Here is a 16,561-nt window from a genome sequence, read left to right as displayed (position 1 = left end):
AAGGGGGTGGGCGGCTACACGAAGTGAGCCCACCTGGGGGTCATCGCTTGATCGGCGGCAGGTCCGTGCAATGGCCGTGCACCGCCTCCGCGGCCAGGCCGATGCTCTCGCCCAGCGTCGGATGCGGATGGATGGTCTTGCCGATGTCGTAGGCATCGGACCCCATCTCGATCGCCAGCGCGATCTCGCCGATCATGTCGCCGGCATGGGTGCCGACGATGCCGCCGCCGACGATGCGATGCGTTTCGGCATCGAACAGCAGCTTGGTGAAGCCCTCGTCGCGGCCGTTGGCGATCGCCCGGCCCGAGGCCGTCCAGGGGAACAGGCCCTTCTCGATCTTCACGCCCTCGGCCTTGGCCTGGTCCTCCGTGAGGCCAACCCAGGCGACTTCGGGATCGGTGTAGGCCACACTCGGGATCACGCGGGCATTGAAGGCCGCGCTGGACAGTTCCTTGTCGCCCTTCTGCTCGCCGGCGATCACCTCGGCCGCCACGTGCGCCTCGTGCACCGCCTTGTGCTCCAGCATCGGCTGGCCGACGATGTCGCCGACCGCGAAGATGTGGGGCACGTTGGTGCGCATCTGGATGTCGACCGGGATGAAGCCGCGGTCGCTGACGTTGACGCCGGCCTTCTCGGCGCCGATTTTCTTGCCGTTGGGGCTGCGGCCGACGGCCTGCAGCACCAGGTCGTAGAGCTGCGGTTCCTTCGGCGCCTGCTCGCCTTCGAAGGTCACGCGGATGCCGTCCTTGGTGGCCTCGGCCCCGACGGTCTTGGTCTTGAGCATGATGTTGTCGAAGCGCGGCGCGTTGAGCTTCTGCCAGACCTTGACGAGGTCGCGGTCGGCGCCCTGCATCAGGCCGTCGAGCATCTCGACCACATCGAGCCGCGCGCCCAGCGTCGAATAGACCGAGCCCATCTCGAGGCCGATGATGCCGCCGCCCAGGATCAGCATGCGCTTGGGATCGACACCGAGCTCGAGCGCGCCGGTGGAGTCGACCACCCGCGGGTCCTTCGGCATGAACGGCAGGTGCACGGCCTGCGAACCTGCCGCGATCACGCAATGGCGGAACTTGACCGTCTGCGACTTGTCGGTCGTCTGGCGGCCGTCGCCCGTGACTTCCTGCACCTTGACGTGGAAAGCATCGATGAACTCGCCGACGCCGCGCACCGTCGTCACCTTGCGCATCTTGGCCATCGCGGCCAGGCCGCCCGTGAGCTTGGCCACGACCTTGTTCTTGCGGCCGAGCAGCTTGCTGCGGTCGATGGTCGGCGCGCCGTAGCTGACGCCGAGATCGGCGAAGTGCTTGACCTCGTCGATCACCGCGGCGACGTGCAGCAGCGCCTTCGACGGGATGCAGCCGACATTCAGGCAGACGCCGCCGAGCGTCGCGTAGCGCTCGACCAGGATCACCTTGAGCCCGAGGTCGGCCGCGCGGAACGCGGCCGAATAGCCGCCGGGGCCGGCACCGAGCACCAGCAGATCGCAGTCGAAATCGACCGAGCCGGCATAGCTCGATGCGGCGGCCGGTGCCGGTGCCGGCGTCGCCGCAGCGGCGGCCTGCTTCGGCGCGGATGCCGGCGCGGCAGCGGGCGCTGCCGGTGCGGGCGCCGGTGCAGCGGCAGCGCCCTCGACCGCGTCCAGCGTCAGCACCACCGAGCCCTCCTTGACCTTGTCGCCGACTTTCACGGCCACCGACTTGACCACCCCGGCATGGGAGGACGGAATCTCCATCGAGGCCTTGTCCGATTCCACCGTGATCAGCGACTGCTCGGCCTTCACCGTGTCGCCGGCCTTCACCAGCACCTCGATCACCGCGACTTCATCGAAATCGCCGATGTCGGGCACCTTGACTTGTAGTTCGCTCATTTGGACACCTTGAGTTTGAGTGTGAGAGAGTCGACCGGTCCGGCCGAATTGCGATCGAATTCGCAGGCCGCGGCCACGCCGGCCTCGGCGACGTCGCGCGCCGACCGCGCCTTGTCGTAGACCGCGTGCATGGCGCCGAGCGCAAAGCTGCGTCCCGAGCCGATGCTCCAGAACTGCTTGAACTCGAACACTTCGCGGTAGCTGTAGATACCGTAGATGCCGCTCGCGTTGGCCAGCAGCATCGTGAACTGGCTCGACTCGTAGGGCTCGTGCTCGTCTTCCTTGGTCTGCAGGAAGAAGGAATCCTTCAGCACCGGATGCAGCAGCGTGAAGGTGCGGAAGATCTCGTCCTTGCTGCCGAAGCGCAGCGCCTCCGTGGGCTGCGCAGCCAAGGCGTGCTGCAGCACCAGGAAATGCGCCGCAGCGCCGGCCACCGCGAACATGCTCTCGCCCGCCGCGTCCTTGACCATGAACAGCTTCTGATTGGCTTCGGCGCGATGCGACAGCCGCGTGTCGCCGAAGGTCACCAGCGAATCCGCCGCCATCACGACCTGGCCGCCCTTGCGGACAGCCACCACGGTCGTCATAGGGGCTCGCGCCGGGCCGCCCCAAGGGAGCCGCCCCCTTCAGGGGGAAGCGCCACAGGCGCCTCGGGGGTCATAGCAGCACCCGTCGGAAGTCCGCGAGCACCTGGCCCAGGTAGGCGTTGAATCGTGCCGCCGCGGCGCCGTCGATCACGCGATGGTCATAGGACAGCGACAGCGGCAACGTCAGGCGCGGCACGAACTGCTTGCCGTCCCACACCGGCTTCATCTGGCCCTTGGACAGGCCCAGGATGGCCACCTCGGGCGCATTGATGATCGGGGTGAAGTGCGTGCCGCCGATGCCGCCGAGCGAGCTGATCGAGATGCAGCCGCCCTGCATGTCGGCCGAGCCGAGCTTGCCGTCGCGCGCCTTCTTGGCGAGCTCGCCCATTTCCTGGCTGATCTGCAGCACGCCCTTCTTGTCGGCGTCTTTCAGCACCGGCACCACCAGGCCGTTCGGCGTATCGGCCGCGAAGCCGATGTTGTAGTACTGCTTATAGACCAGCTGGTCGCCGTCCAGGCTGGTGTTGAAGTCCGGAAACTTCTTCAGCGCCGAGACCACCGCCTTGATCACGAAGGCCAGCATCGTCACCTTGACGCCCGACTTCTCGTTCTCCTTGTTGGTCGCCACGCGGAAGGCCTCGAGCTCGGTGATGTCGGCCTCGTCGTTGTTCGTGACGTGCGGGATCATCACCCAGTTGCGATGCAGGTTGGCGCCGCTGAGCTTCTTGATGCGCGACAGGTCGCGGCGCTCCACGGTGCCGAACTTGGTGAAATCGACCTTGGGCCAGGGAATCAGGCCCAGGGCTTCGCCGCCGCCACCCGCAGGAGCCTTGGCGCCGACAGCCTTGGTCGTGGCCGCACCGCTCATCACCGCCCGGGTGAAGCTCTGGACGTCTTCCTGGGTGATGCGCCCCTTGGGGCCGCTGCCCTTGACTTCCTCGAGCGGCACGCCGAGTTCGCGCGCGAACTTGCGCACCGAGGGCGAGGCATGCGGCAGCTTGCCACTGGGCGCGACCGTGGGGTCGTGCGCCGGTGCGGCGGCGGCCGGCGCGGCGGCGGCGGGTGCCGGTGCGCTCGCCACCGCGGGTGCGGCGGCTGCAGCTGCCTGCGCCGGAGCTGTGGCCGGCGCTGCCGAAGCCGCGCCCGCACTGCCTTCGATCACCGCGATCAGGTCGCCGATGTTGACCGTGTCGCCCACCTTGACCTTGAGCTCCTTGAGCACGCCGGCCGCGGAGGACGGGATCTCCATCGACGCCTTGTCCGACTCCACCGTGATCAGCGACTGCTCCACCTTGATCGTGTCGCCGGGCTTCACCAGCACCTCGATCACGGCGACGTCCTTGAAGTCGCCGATGTCGGGCACCTTGATGTCGATCGGTCCGGCCGCGGCCGCCGGTGCCGGGGCAGGCGCCGGCGCCGCTGCGGAGGCCGTTGCCGGTGCAGCGGCCGCCGCGGGAGCAGGTGCCGCGGCAGGCGCCGCCGCACCCTCGCCTTCGAGCACCAGCACCACCGAGCCTTCCTTGACCTTGCTGCCGACCTCGACCTTGAGTTCCTTCACGACGCCGGCCTGGCTCGACGGGATCTCCATCGAGGCCTTGTCCGACTCCACCGTGATCAGCGACTGCTCGGCCTTCACCGTGTCGCCGACCTTGACCAGCACCTCGATCACCGCGACCTCGTCGAAGTCGCCGATGTCCGGCACCTTGATTTCCACTGTTGCCATATCGTGTGTCTCCCGCCCTTCGGGCGCCGTTGATTGGTGTTATGCGTAGAGCGGGTTGATCTTCTCGGCGTTGATGCCGTACTTCTTGATTGCGTCTGCCACCTTCTGGGCCGGCACGGTGCCGTCCTCGGCCAGCGCCTTCAGCGCCGCCACCACGATGAAGTGGCGGTTGACCTCGAAGTGCTCGCGCAGCTTGTTGCGGAAGTCGCTGCGGCCGAAGCCGTCGGTGCCGAGCACCTTGTAGTTGCGGCCCTTCGGGATGAACGGGCGGATCTGCTCCGCATAGGCCTTCATGTAGTCGGTCGACGCCACGACCGGGCCGGCGCTGGCCGACAACTGCTGCGCAACGAACGAGACGCGCGCCGTTTCGGTCGGATGCAGCAGGTTCCAGCGATCGGCCTCCTGGCCGTCGCGCGTCAGCTCGTTGAAGCTCGGGCAGCTCCAGACCGCGGCGCTCACGCCCCAGTCCTTCTCGAGCAGTTCCTGGGCCGCGAAGCTCTCGCGCAGGATGGTGCCGCTGCCCAGCAACTGCACCGAAGGCGACTTGGCCTTGAGCGCCGGCGCCTGCTTGCACAGGTACATGCCCTTGATGATCTGCTCCTCGGTGCCGGGCTGCAGGCCGGGCATCGGGTAGTTCTCGTTGAGCAGCGTGATGTAGTAGTAGACGTTGTCCTGCTTCTCGACCATGCGCTTGAGGCCGTGGTGCAGGATCACGCCGACCTCGTGCGAGAAGGTCGGGTCGTAGCTGACGCAGTTCGGGATCGTGTTGGCCAGGATGTGGCTGTGGCCGTCCTCGTGCTGCAGGCCTTCGCCGTTCAGCGTGGTGCGTCCCGAGGTGCCGCCGAGCAGGAAGCCGCGTGCCTGCATGTCGCCGGCCGCCCAGGCCAGGTCGCCGATGCGCTGGAAGCCGAACATCGAGTAGTAGACATAGAACGGCACCATGATCCGGTTGTTGGTGCTGTACGAGGTGGCAGCCGCGATCCAGCTCGACATGCCGCCGGCCTCGTTGATGCCTTCCTGCAGGATCTGGCCGGCCTTGTCCTCGCGGTAGTACATGACCTGGTCCTTGTCGACCGGCGTGTACTGCTGCCCCGCGGGGTTGTAGATGCCGATCTGGCGGAACAGGCCTTCCATGCCGAAGGTGCGGGCTTCGTCGACCAGGATCGGCACCACACGCGGACCCAGCGCCTGGTCGCGCAGCAGCTGCGTGAGGAAGCGCACATAGGCCTGCGTGGTCGAGATCTCGCGCCCTTCGGCGGTCGGCTCCAGCACGGCCTTGAAGGTCTCGAGCGACGGCACCGTGAAGCTCTCGTCGGCCTTCACGCGGCGATGCGGCAGGTAGCCGCCGAGGGCCTTGCGGCGCTCGTGCAGGTACTTCATCTCGGGCGTGTCGTCGGCCGGCTTGTAGAACGGCAGGTCGGCGATCTGGCTGTCCGGGATCGGGATATTGAAGCGATCGCGGAAGGCCCTGATGTCCTCGTCGCCGAGCTTCTTGGTCTGGTGGACCGTGTTCTTGCCTTCGCCGATCTTGCCCATGCCGAAGCCCTTGACCGTCTTGACCAGCAGCACGGTCGGCTGGCCCTGGTGCTTGACGGCGGCGTCGAAGGCGGCATAGACCTTCTGCGAATCGTGGCCGCCGCGGCGCAGGTTCCAGATCTCGTCGTCGCTCATCTTGGCGACCATCTCGAGCGTGCGCGGATCGCGGCCGAAGAAGTGCTTGCGCACATAGGCGCCGTCGTTGGCCTTGAACGACTGGTAGTCGCCGTCGTTGGTCTCCATCATGATCTTGCGCAGCGCGCCGTCCTTGTCGCGCGCCAGCAGCGGATCCCAGTTGCTGCCCCAGATCAGCTTGATCACGTTCCAGCCCGAGCCGCGGAATTCGCCCTCGAGCTCCTGGATGATCTTGCCGTTGCCGCGCACCGGGCCGTCCAGGCGCTGCAGGTTGCAGTTGATCACGAAGACCAGGTTGTCGAGGTTCTCGCGCGCCGCCAGGCTGATCGCGCCGAGCGACTCGACCTCGTCCATTTCGCCGTCGCCGCAGAACACCCAGACCTTGCGGTTCTCGGTGTTGGCGATGCCGCGGGCGTGCAGGTACTTGAGGAAACGGGCCTGGTAGATCGCCATCAGCGGGCCCAGGCCCATAGAGACGGTCGGGAACTGCCAGAACTCGGGCATCAGCTTCGGATGCGGGTAGCTCGACAGGCCCTTGCCGTCGACTTCCTGGCGGAAGTTCAGCAGCTGTTCTTCGGTCAGGCGGCCCTCGAGATAGGCGCGGGCATAGATGCCGGGCGACACATGGCCCTGGATATAGAGGCAGTCGCCGCCGTGGTTCTCGCTCTCGGCATGCCAGAAGTGGTTGAAGCCGGCGCCGAACATGCTGGCCAGCGAGGCGAAGGAGCCGATGTGGCCGCCGAGGTCGCCGCCTTCGGGCGGGTGGTGGCGGTTGGCCTTGACGACCATCGCCATCGCATTCCAGCGCATGTAGGAGCGCAGGCGCTCCTCGATTTCGGCGTTGCCCGGCGAGCGCTCCTCCTGGACGGTCTCGATGGTGTTCACATAGGCCGTATTGGCCGAGAACGGTTTGTCGATGCTGTTCTGGCGCGCGTGCTCGAGCAGTTGCTCAAGCAGGAAGTGCGCACGCTCGGGCCCCTCGCTCTCGATGACGGCCGACAGGGCGTCCATCCATTCACGCGTCTCCTGCGCGTCCAGGTCGTTCGCGGCCGAGCCGAACAGGTTCTCGGGATTTGCCGACATGTTTGTCTCCTTTGTGAGGGGGGTGTGGCTGTAATTTAGTGCCGTATCCGGCAGCGCGCGGAGTTTCGCACAGAATTCTTTGAATTTCAAATGGTGCTTACTGATTTCTTATTATGAAATTCACCAATGAAATGTGGCCGCACATCGGTCCCTGACACTCGCCTGCCGCCGCTCGATGGCAGGGGCCATCACCTAAACTTGGCCGATGCCCCTTTCCTCTCCGATCGCGGTCGCCCGCAGCGCCGCATCGCCGCTGTCGTGGTGGCGCCGCKGGTGGCGCCGCCAGACGCCGGTGCTGCAGGACGCCGTGGCGATGCTCGCGCCGCTGGCCGCCGTGCTGCTGTTCCTCGCGGCCATCGTGTCGGCGTTCTGGTACTTGCGCGCCGAGGAAGTGGAACGGGTCCAGGAGTCGGTGAAGCGCGATGTGGAGTACGCCCAGCAACGCGTGCGCTTGCGGCTGCTGGAGCGCCAGGAGCAGCTGATGCGGCTCGCGCGCGACGCCTCCAACCGCGAAATCGACCCCGCCGAGTTCACCAGCCGCGCGGAGTCGCTGGTGAGCCAGTTCCCGGAGTTGCAGTCGGTCAGCTGGATCGACGATCGCCGCCGCTTCAAGGCCAATTACGCCGCGCCGAGCGTCCATCCGGCGCTCCAGCATGCGATCGGCGAGGTGCTGCGACCGGGCGACATCGAGAGCAACTACGCGCTGGCGCGCGAGCTGCGCCAGCCGGTCTTCTCGCAGCCGCTGGCCGGCGGCGAGCCGCCGCCGATGCTGGGGCTCTATATCCCGTTGTTCGACCAGGGCCTGTTCGCCGGGATGCTGCTCGGAGAGTTCTCGATCGATGGACTGCTGCGCTACGGCATGCCGTCCGAGGTCTCGGCGCGCTACGCGGTCTCGCTGCTCGACGCCAAGGGCGGCCTGATCGCCGGCAACACGGTCGCCAACCCGCGCGGCGCCGGTACGCGGCTGCTGCCCTGGACGGCGCGCACCAACGAGTACGAAGTCCCGGTCTCTCCCGTGGGCAACGCGCTGGTGCTGAGGGCGCAGGCCTACCGCACCTCGCAGGGCGTGGTCGGCAACGGCCTCTTCTGGCTGGTCGGCGCGCTCAGCGTGCTCACCAGCTGGATGCTGATCGGCACCTGGCGCCACACGCGCAGGCGGCTGCAGGCGCAGCAGGCGCTGGTCGCCGAGACCAACTTCCGGCGCGCGATGGAGAACTCCATGCTGACCGGCATGCGCGTGCTCGACCTCGAAGGCCGCATCACCTATGTCAACGCGGCCTTCTGCGCCATGACCGGCTGGAGCGAGAACGAGCTGGTCGGCCAGACCCCGCCCTTCCCCTACTGGCTTGAATCCGACCGCGAGGTCATGAACGAGCGGCTCGAGGAAGAGCTGCACGGGCGCGCCCTGCCCGGCGGCTTCCAGGTCCGGGTGAAACGCCGCAACGGCAGCGTCTTCAACGCCCGGCTCTATGTCTCGCCGCTGATCGACGCCCGCGGCCACCAGACCGGCTGGATGACCTCGATGACCGACATCACCGAGCCGACCCGGATCCGCGAGCAGCTGTCGGCCTCCTACGAGCGCTTCACCACTGTGCTGGAAGCGCTGGACGCCTCGGTCTCGGTGGCCCCGCTGGGCAGCGAGGAGCTGCTGTTCGCCAACAAGCTCTACCGGCTCTGGTTCGGCTCCAACACGGTCGGCCACCTCGGCATGGTGGCGCAGGCCGGCGTGCCGGCGACCCAGGCGCGCGATGAAGAACTGGACGACGTCGACTCCTTCGCCGGACTGCCGATCGACCAGCTCACCGCCGCCCAGCCGGCCAACAACGAGATCTTCGTTCCGGAGCTCGGCAAGTGGCTCGAGGTGCGCTCGCGCTACCTGACCTGGGTCGACGGCCGGCTGGCCCAGCTGGTGATCGCCACCGACATCACGCCGCGGCGCGACGCCGAAGACCTGGCAGCGGCCCAGGCCGACCGGGCCCACGCCGCCAGTCGGCTGATCACCATGGGCGAGATGGCCTCCAGCGTCGCGCACGAGCTCAACCAGCCGCTGACCGCGATCACCAACTACTGCAACGGCATGGTGTCGCGCATCAAGGGCCAGCAGATCGATTCGGACGCCCTGCTCGCGGCACTCGAGAAGACCTCGAAGCAGGCCCAGCGCGCCGGCCAGATCATCCAGCGCATCCGCTCCTTCGTGAAGCGCAGCGAGCCCAACCGGACGCCGGCCGAGGTCTCGACCATGGTCAGCGAGGCGGTCGAACTGGCCGGCATCGAGTTGCGCCGGCGCAACGTGCGCCTGAACCACTACGTGGCCGCGCGGCTGCCGATCCTGCGGGTTGACCCGATCCTGATCGAGCAGGTGATGGTCAACCTGCTGAAGAACGCGGCCGAGTCGATCGACCTGGCCAACCGGCCGCTGGCGCGCCGCAGCGTCGAACTGCGGGTGCTGCCCAAGACCATCGACGGCCAGCCCGCGGTCGAGTTCTCGGTCCAGGACACCGGCATGGGTCTGGCCCCCGAAGTGATGGAAAGGCTCTACGAGGCCTTCTTCTCCACCAAGCCCGAGGGCATGGGGATCGGCCTCAATTTGTGCCGCACCATCGTCGAGTCGCACCGCGGCCGGATGCAGGCGGAGAACATCTACAATGGGCCGGATGTGGTCGGATGCCGTTTTTCCTTCTGGTTACCGGTGTTGGACGCTATCGATTCCGTAGCAAGCAACGAGGCGAAAGTACCTGCATGAGTTTGATTCCGAAGAAGGGCACGGTCTATGTCGTCGATGACGACGAAGCAGTCCGCGATTCGTTGCAATGGCTGCTCGAGGGCAAGGACTACCGAGTCCGCTGCTTCGATTCGGCCGAATCCTTCCTGTCGCGCTACGACCCGCGCGAGGTGGCCTGCCTGATCGTCGACATCCGCATGGCCGGCATGTCCGGCATCGAGCTCCAGGACCGGCTGATCGAGCGCCGCTCGCCGCTGCCGATCGTGGTCATCACCGGCCATGGCGACGTGCCGATGGCGGTCGACAGCATGAAGAAGGGTGCGATGGATTTCATCCAGAAGCCCTTCAACGACGAGGCGCTGGTGACGCTGGTCGAGCGCATGCTCGAACACGCGCGCGGCGCCTTCGCGCAGCACCAGCAGTCGGCCAGCCGCGACGCCCTGCTGTCCAAGCTCACCGGCCGCGAGGCCCAGGTGCTCGAGCGCATCGTCGCCGGCCGCCTCAACAAGCAGATCGCCGACGACCTCGGCATCAGCATCAAGACGGTGGAGGCGCACCGCGCCAATATCATGGAAAAGCTCAACGCCAACACCGTGGCCGACCTGCTGAAAATCGCCCTCGGACAGGCGGCGACGCCGGCCAAGGCCTAGCCCGGCCGCCCCGGCGCTCCCGACCGACCTCACGCCTGCGCAAGCGGGCGTTTCCATTTCTGAAGATCGAAAAAACGATGACAGCTCAACTGATCGACGGCAACGCCCTCTCCAAGACGCTCCGCACCGAGGTCGCGGCCCGCGCCGCCGCGCTCAAGGCCCGCGGCGTGGTCCCCGGCCTGGCGGTGGTGCTGGTCGGCGAAAACCCCGCCAGCCAGGTCTACGTGCGCAACAAGGTCAAGGCCTGCCAGGACAGCGGCCTGCACTCGGTGCTCGAGAAGTACCCGGCCGACCTGAGCGAGGCCGACCTGCTGGCCCGCGTCGACGCGCTCAACAACGACCCGTCGATCCACGGCATCCTGGTGCAGCTCCCGCTGCCCGCGCACATCGACGCGCAGAAGGTGATCGAGGCGATCGCACCGTCCAAGGATGTCGATGGCTTCCACGTCGCCAGCGCCGGTGCCCTGATGACCGGCTCGCCCGGCTTCTGGCCCTGCACGCCCTACGGCTGCATGAAGATGCTCGAGTCGATCGGCTTCGAGCTGCGCGGCAAGCACGCGGTGGTCATCGGCCGCAGCAACATCGTCGGCAAGCCGATGGCGCTGATGCTGCTGGCCAGGAGCGCCACGGTCACCATCTGCCACAGTGCGACCGCCGACCTGGGCGCCATCACGCGCCAGGCCGACGTGGTGGTCGCAGCCGTGGGCAAGCGCAATGTGCTCACGGCCGACATGGTCAAGCCGGGCGCGGTCGTGATCGACGTCGGCATGAACCGCAACGACGAAGGCAAGCTCTGCGGGGACGTCGACTTCGCCGGCGTGCGCGAGGTCGCGGGCTGGATCACGCCGGTGCCCGGCGGCGTCGGCCCGATGACCATCACGATGCTGCTGGTCAACACCCTCGAGGCCGCCGAACGCGCGGCCGCCAGCACCACTTGAACTCGCGCCGTCCGTCCGCCATCTGAACAAGACCATGACCAATCCGCTCCTCGACTTCAACGACCTCCCGCTGTTCGACCAGATCCGGCCGGAGCATGTCGCCCCGGCGGTCGACACCCTGCTCGCCGACGCCGAGTCGGCGCTGCAGGAAGTGACCGCGCCCGGATTCCCGGCCGACTGGACCGCGATCGCGAAGGTCCTGGACGTGGCCTCGGAGCGCCTCAGCCGCGCCTGGGGCGCGGTCGGCCATCTCAATGCGGTCGCCGACACGCCCGAGCTGCGCGCCGCCTACAACGACGCGATGCCGCGCGTCACCGCCTTCTGGACCCGGCTGGGTTCGGACGAACAGCTCTACGCCAAGTACAAGTCGATCGACCCGGCGACGCTCAACCCCGAACAGCGCCAGGCGCACCGCTATGCGATCCGCAACTTCGTGCTCGGCGGCGCCGAACTGCAGGGTGCGGCCAAGGCTCGTTTCGCGGAGATCCAGGAGCGCCAGGCCGAGCTGAGCCAGAAGTTCAGCGAGAACGCGCTCGACGCCACCGATGCCTTCGCCTGGTATGCGGAGCTCGCAGATCTCGACGGCCTGCCGGAGGACGTCATCAGCGCCGCCCGCTCGGCCGCCGAAGCCGAGGGCAAGGACGGCTACAAGCTCACGCTCAAGATGCCCTGCTACCTGCCGGTCATGCAGTTCGCGAAGAGCAGTGCGCTGCGCGAGCGGCTCTATCGCGCCTACGTCACGCGCGCCAGCGAATTCGGCGACCCCGCCTTCGACAACACCGCGCTGATCCGCGAGATCCTGGCGCTGCGCCAGGAGGAGGCCAAGCTTCTCGGCTACCCCAATTTCGGCGAGCTCTCGATCGTGCCGAAGATGGCCGAATCGGCCGACCAGGTGATCAAGTTCCTGCGCGATCTCGCCGCCAAGGCCAGGCCCTACGGCGAGCGCGACCTGGCCGACCTTCGCAGCTTCGCGGTGCAGCACCTGGGCCTCGCCGATCCGCAACCCTGGGACTGGAGCTACATCGGCGAAAAGCTCAAGGAAGCGCGTTACGCCTTCAGCGAGCAGGAGGTCAAGCAGTACTTCCCCGCGCCGAAGGTGATGGCCGGCCTGTTCAAGATCGTCGAAACCCTGTTCGAGGTCTCGATCCGGCGCGACACGGCGCCGGTCTGGCACCCGAGCGTGGAGTTCTATCGCATCGAGCGCGCCGGCCAGAAGGTCGGCCAGTTCTACCTCGACCCGTCGGCCCGTGCCGCCAAGCGCGGCGGCGCCTGGATGGACGACGTGCGCGCGCGCTGGCTTCGCCCCGACACCGGCGCGCTGCAGACGCCGGTGGCGCAATTGGTCTGCAACTTCGCCGAAGGCGTCGACGGCAAGCCGCCGCTGCTGACGCACGACGACGTGACCACCCTGTTCCACGAATTCGGTCATGGCCTGCACCACATGCTGACCCGGATCAACGAGCGCGACGTCTCGGGCATCAGCGGCGTCGAGTGGGATGCGGTCGAGTTGCCGAGCCAGTTCATGGAGAACTTCTGCTGGGAATGGGACGTGCTCGCGCACATGACCTCTCAAGTCGACACCGGCGCGCCGCTGCCGCGCGCCCTGTTCGACAAGATGACGGCCGCGAAGAACTTCCAGAGCGGCCTGCAGACCCTGCGCCAGATCGAGTTCTCGCTCTTCGACATGCTGCTGCACACCGGCTACGACGCCGCCAGCGCCCAGCCGGGCGATGTGATGGCGCTGCTGGCCAAGGTGCGCGACGAGGTCGCGGTGATGCCCTCGCCGGCCTTCAGCCGCACGCCGAACACCTTCAGCCACATCTTCTCGGGCGGCTATGCGGCCGGCTACTACAGCTACAAGTGGGCCGAGGTGCTCAGCGCGGACGCCTACGCGGCTTTCGAGGAGACCGCCGGCGCCAATGGCGAGCCGAGCATCGAGACCGGCCGCAAGTACCGCGAGGCCATCCTCGAAGCCGGCGGCAGCCGCAGCGCGATGGAATCCTTCAAGGCCTTCCGCGGCCGCGAACCGCAACTGGACGCCTTGCTTCGACACCAGGGAATGGCCGAGGCGCAACCAGCCTGAGATACTTCGCTCCATCCGATTTCGGGAAATCATCGATGAAGCTCAACGCCGCCCTCGCGGGCCTCACCCTGCTGCTGGTCGCCGGCGCCACGCTGGCGCAGCCGGTCTATCGCAACGTCGACAAGAACGGCAAGGTCACCTTTTCCGACCAGCCGCCGAGTGCCAACGCTGCTCCGGCGGCTCCGGCACGGGCCGGCGGCAGCTCGGGCGCCGGCGCCGGCACCGGCCTGCCCTACGAACTGCGGCAGGTCGTGCAGCGCTATCCGGTGACGCTCTACACCGGCGAGGCATGCAGTCCCTGCGACGCCGGCCGCTCGCTGCTGATCACGCGCGGCGTGCCCTTCGACGAACGGACCGTCAAATCCAACGAGGACGTCGACGCGCTGCAGCGCCTGAGCGGCCAGGCCTCGCTGCCGCTGCTGACCATCGGCTCGCAGCAGCTCAAGGGCTTTGCGGATTCGGAGTGGTCGCAATACCTCGACGCCGCGGGCTACCCCAAGAGCTCGCAATTGCCGGCCAGCTATCGCAATGCGCCGGCTCGGCCCCTGGTGGCCCTGCAACCCGCGGCCGAGCCCGCGCCGGCCGCTGCTGCACCGGCGCCTGCCGAGGCCCCGCCGCCAGCCAGCGGGCCGAGCCCGAGCAACCCCGCCGGCATCAAGTTCTAGGGCGGCAGGCTCAGTCAGTCGAAGCGCAGCGTCCGCACGCCCGACGCGGTGCCCAGCAGGCACACATTGGCGCGCTGGCGCGCGAACACGCCCACGGTGACAACGCCCGCCCACTGGTTCACTTCGCTCTCGAAATCGAGCGGATCCGTGATTCGCAGGCCGGTCACGTCGATGATGTGCTGGCCGTTGTCGGTGACCAGCGGAACGCCGTCCTTCTCGCGCACCTGCGCCAGGCCGCCCAGGCGTGCGAACTGCCGAATCACCCGCCGTGCCGCCATCGGGACCACCTCCACCGGCAGGGGAAATGCGCCGAGCGTGTTCACGAGCTTGGAGGCATCGGCGATGCAGACGAAACGCTTGGACTGCGCGGCGACGATCTTCTCGCGCGTGAGCGCCGCGCCGCCACCCTTGATCATGTAACCGCGGCCGTCGATCTCGTCGGCGCCGTCGATATAGACCGCCAGTTCCTCGACCTCGTTGCTGTCAAACACCGGGATGCCCAGCGCCCGCAGGCGTTCGGTCGAGGCCACCGAGCTCGACACGGCGCCGCGGATCTCGCCCTTGAGGCTTGCCAGCGCATCAATGAACTTGTTGACCGTCGAGCCGGTGCCCACCCCGACGATCTCGCCCTTGACCACGTAGTCCAGCGCGGCGCGGCCCACCTGGGCCTTGAGTTCGTCCTGGGTCGGGGCGGGAACAGGTGCGGTGGAGGTCATCGGGGAGAATCCTGGGCTGATTGAAGTCTGAAGCCGAGAATTATCCGATGCTCCTGCCGTTACCCTCCTCTCTTTACGGGCTTGCCCGCCCCTTCCTGTTCGGCGTCGACCCCGAACGGGCCCATGAACTGACCCTCGACGCACTGGCAAGGACCCAGAACACGCCACTGGCCTGCGCCTATGCGGCGCCTCGCGTGGCCGACCGGGTCACGCTCGCCGGGCTCTCGTTCCCGAACCGCATCGGCCTCGCCGCGGGCCTCGACAAGAACGCCCGCTGCATCGACGCCTTCGCCGCCATGGGTTTCGGCTTCGTCGAGGTCGGAACGGTCACGCCCCAGCCGCAGCCGGGCAATCCGAGGCCGCGCATCTTCCGCCTGCCGCAGCGCGACGCGCTGATCAACCGGCTCGGCTTCAACAACGAAGGCCTGGCGGCCTTCATCGCCAACGTCCAGCGCGCGCGCTTCCGGCGCGACACCTCGAAGCCACCCATGCTGCTGGGCCTCAATATCGGCAAGAACGCGGCCACGCCGATCGAGCGCGCGGTGGACGACTACCTGATCTGCCTGGACGGCGTCTATTCGCACGCCGACTACGTCGTGGTCAACATCTCGAGCCCGAACACCGCCAACCTGCGCTCGCTGCAAAGCGATGAAGCGCTCGACGCGCTGCTGGGCGCCGTGGCGGACAAACGCGAGGCGCTGGCCGCGCGCCAGAACAAGCGGGTCCCGCTGTTCGTGAAGATCGCACCCGATCTCGACGAGGCCCAGGTCAAGGTGATCGCGGCGACGCTGCTGCGCCATGGCATGGACGGCGTCGTCGCGACCAACACCACCCTGGCGCGCGATGCCGTGGCGGGCCTGCCCCATGCGGAGGAATCGGGCGGGCTTTCGGGCGCGCCGGTGCGGGAGGCCAGCAACCGCGTGATCGGCCAATTGCGCGCCGCACTCGGACCGAAGTTCCCGATCATCGGCGCCGGCGGAGTGCTCAGCGCGGCCGACGCCGTGGAAAAAATCGAGGCCGGGGCCAACCTGGTGCAGATCTACACCGGCCTCATCTATCGCGGACCGGCATTGGTGCGCCAGGCGGCCCAGGCGCTGCGCGAGCGCAAGGCCTGAGCCGGCGCGCTCACCGCATGCGCCAGAGCACGGGAGCCACCACCGACGCCCAGCGCACCAGCCGGCGCGGACCCAGTACGGCGATGACCGCAGCGGTCGCCACGCCGGTGGCGACCGGATGCTCGCGCGCAATGCGCAACGCCGCCGCGGTGGCGGTCTCGTTCGGGACCGGTGCCTCGCCGGCGCCGCTCGAAGCCGCCTGGAGTGTCGCAATCCGCTGACGCTGGCGCTCGATGCGGGCAAGCAGCTGATCGCGGTCAAGCGCCACGGATACGGGCGGCGCCTCTTCTTCGTCGTCATGAGGGCCGAAGCGGTCATGGACCCATTCGAGATCGCGCTCGAAGATCTCACGCGCCGGCGCGAAGGCCGACGACTCGCGCAGCGTCCCCAGGAGCGCCAGCACGGCAGCCACCCAGAGCCCGACCCAGATCAGCGCCAAGACCCAGGCCGCCGTATTCCGATGCGGCGTATCCCAGAAGTGAACCACGATCGCGACCGACAGCAGCGCGATGGCAACGGTGGTCAGCCCGATGACAGCGATCCCCAGACCCATGACCAGCCGCAGGCGCTTCTTCTCTTCATCCCAGGCCAGTCTCAGGAGCTGTGCACGATCCTCGGCGGCCAGTGCACCTTCACCGGCGAGGATGCGCAGGCGCCGCAGACGGGATTTCAGGCCGAACAGGGACGCCAGGCTCATGACGCAGCCTCGGCGCCCACCTTCTGCGCGCCGCGGAGGCCGCG

12 protein-coding genes are annotated in these 16,561 nt (G+C 67.6%); 6 read left to right on the top strand and 6 right to left on the bottom strand.

The window, feature by feature from the left end; genetic code table 11:
• Positions 1 to 40 precede the first annotated feature (40 nt).
• The 4 genes from lpdA to aceE all read right to left on the bottom strand — a co-directional run bounded on the left by lpdA (position 41) and on the right by aceE (position 6,931).
• On the bottom strand, positions 41 to 1,867 hold the full coding sequence (gene lpdA / locus AC1DYK_RS06670; RefSeq protein WP_478165540.1) for a dihydrolipoyl dehydrogenase: 1,827 nt from the start codon (positions 1,865 to 1,867) through the stop codon (positions 41 to 43).
• Positions 1,864 to 2,454, bottom strand: coding sequence for an MFS transporter (locus AC1DYK_RS06665; RefSeq protein WP_478165539.1), 591 nt, complete (start codon positions 2,452 to 2,454; stop codon positions 1,864 to 1,866). The genes lpdA and AC1DYK_RS06665 overlap by 4 nt, the downstream gene beginning before the upstream one ends.
• A 70-nt stretch (positions 2,455 to 2,524) precedes the next feature.
• Positions 2,525 to 4,177: a dihydrolipoyllysine-residue acetyltransferase gene (gene aceF, locus AC1DYK_RS06660; RefSeq protein WP_478165538.1), complete on the bottom strand. Its 1,653-nt coding sequence runs from the start codon at positions 4,175 to 4,177 to the stop codon at positions 2,525 to 2,527.
• A 39-nt stretch (positions 4,178 to 4,216) separates the two neighbouring features.
• Entirely contained in the window at positions 4,217 to 6,931 is a 2,715-nt protein-coding gene (aceE, locus tag AC1DYK_RS06655) for a pyruvate dehydrogenase (acetyl-transferring), homodimeric type (RefSeq protein WP_478165537.1), read from the bottom strand.
• 205 nt (positions 6,932 to 7,136) lie between these two features.
• On the opposite strand from aceE, the gene AC1DYK_RS06650 reads away from it, so the two are divergent.
• From AC1DYK_RS06650 to AC1DYK_RS06630, 5 genes are all read left to right on the top strand, one after another.
• Positions 7,137 to 9,674, top strand: a complete 2,538-nt coding sequence (locus AC1DYK_RS06650) for a PAS domain-containing sensor histidine kinase (protein ID WP_478165536.1) — start codon at positions 7,137 to 7,139, stop codon at positions 9,672 to 9,674.
• Positions 9,671 to 10,303: a response regulator transcription factor gene (locus tag AC1DYK_RS06645; protein WP_478092149.1), complete on the top strand. Its 633-nt coding sequence runs from the start codon at positions 9,671 to 9,673 to the stop codon at positions 10,301 to 10,303. The genes AC1DYK_RS06650 and AC1DYK_RS06645 overlap by 4 nt, the downstream gene beginning before the upstream one ends.
• Before the next feature lie 77 nt (positions 10,304 to 10,380).
• Positions 10,381 to 11,241, top strand: a complete 861-nt coding sequence (gene folD, locus AC1DYK_RS06640; RefSeq protein ID WP_478165535.1) for a bifunctional methylenetetrahydrofolate dehydrogenase/methenyltetrahydrofolate cyclohydrolase FolD — start codon at positions 10,381 to 10,383, stop codon at positions 11,239 to 11,241.
• Positions 11,242 to 11,275: 34 nt separating this feature from the next.
• Complete coding sequence (locus AC1DYK_RS06635) at positions 11,276 to 13,324, top strand: M3 family metallopeptidase (protein WP_478165534.1); 2,049 nt, start codon at positions 11,276 to 11,278, stop codon at positions 13,322 to 13,324.
• A 35-nt stretch (positions 13,325 to 13,359) separates the two neighbouring features.
• Positions 13,360 to 13,989 carry a glutaredoxin family protein gene (locus AC1DYK_RS06630; protein ID WP_478165533.1) on the top strand — a complete coding sequence of 210 codons (630 nt, stop codon included), beginning with the start codon at positions 13,360 to 13,362 and terminating at the stop codon, positions 13,987 to 13,989.
• 14 nt (positions 13,990 to 14,003) lie between these two features.
• Here AC1DYK_RS06630 and rpiA read toward each other — a convergent pair whose 3' ends face one another.
• Positions 14,004 to 14,705 carry a ribose-5-phosphate isomerase RpiA gene (gene rpiA, locus AC1DYK_RS06625; RefSeq protein ID WP_478165532.1) on the bottom strand — a complete coding sequence of 234 codons (702 nt, stop codon included), beginning with the start codon at positions 14,703 to 14,705 and terminating at the stop codon, positions 14,004 to 14,006.
• A gap of 47 nt (positions 14,706 to 14,752) precedes the next feature.
• Here rpiA and AC1DYK_RS06620 point away from each other — a divergent pair, with 47 nt between their 5' ends.
• The gene (locus AC1DYK_RS06620) at positions 14,753 to 15,820 is read left to right on the top strand and encodes a quinone-dependent dihydroorotate dehydrogenase (protein WP_478165531.1); all 1,068 of its coding nucleotides are present in this window, start codon (positions 14,753 to 14,755) and stop codon (positions 15,818 to 15,820) included.
• Between the two features lie 10 nt (positions 15,821 to 15,830).
• On the opposite strand, the gene AC1DYK_RS06615 is transcribed toward AC1DYK_RS06620, so the two are convergent.
• Positions 15,831 to 16,517 (bottom strand): phage holin family protein, encoded by a 687-nt coding sequence (locus AC1DYK_RS06615; protein WP_478165530.1) that lies wholly within the window; start codon positions 16,515 to 16,517, stop codon positions 15,831 to 15,833.
• Positions 16,518 to 16,561: the final 44 nt, after the last annotated feature.

Source organism: Variovorax sp. P2_H12 (assembly GCF_056403395.1).
Note: the sequence above shows the minus strand (reverse complement) of the source record. Positions and strands in the feature narration are given on the sequence as shown.

Excerpts from the sequence above, each read along its gene's own strand:
- lpdA (WP_478165540.1), bottom strand. The coding sequence starts at position 1,867 with ATGAGCGAACTACAAGTCAAGGTGCCCGACATCGGCGATTTCGATGAA.
- AC1DYK_RS06615 (WP_478165530.1), bottom strand. The coding sequence starts at position 16,517 with ATGAGCCTGGCGTCCCTGTTCGGCCTGAAATCCCGTCTGCGGCGCCTG.
- AC1DYK_RS06645 (WP_478092149.1), top strand. The coding sequence starts at position 9,671 with ATGAGTTTGATTCCGAAGAAGGGCACGGTCTATGTCGTCGATGACGAC.
- aceE (WP_478165537.1), bottom strand. The coding sequence starts at position 6,931 with ATGTCGGCAAATCCCGAGAACCTGTTCGGCTCGGCCGCGAACGACCTG.
- AC1DYK_RS06665 (WP_478165539.1), bottom strand. The coding sequence starts at position 2,454 with ATGACGACCGTGGTGGCTGTCCGCAAGGGCGGCCAGGTCGTGATGGCG.
- AC1DYK_RS06635 (WP_478165534.1), top strand. The coding sequence starts at position 11,276 with ATGACCAATCCGCTCCTCGACTTCAACGACCTCCCGCTGTTCGACCAG.
- folD (WP_478165535.1), top strand. The coding sequence starts at position 10,381 with ATGACAGCTCAACTGATCGACGGCAACGCCCTCTCCAAGACGCTCCGC.
- AC1DYK_RS06620 (WP_478165531.1), top strand. The coding sequence starts at position 14,753 with ATGCTCCTGCCGTTACCCTCCTCTCTTTACGGGCTTGCCCGCCCCTTC.
- rpiA (WP_478165532.1), bottom strand. The coding sequence starts at position 14,705 with ATGACCTCCACCGCACCTGTTCCCGCCCCGACCCAGGACGAACTCAAG.
- aceF (WP_478165538.1), bottom strand. The coding sequence starts at position 4,177 with ATGGCAACAGTGGAAATCAAGGTGCCGGACATCGGCGACTTCGACGAG.
- AC1DYK_RS06630 (WP_478165533.1), top strand. The coding sequence starts at position 13,360 with ATGAAGCTCAACGCCGCCCTCGCGGGCCTCACCCTGCTGCTGGTCGCC.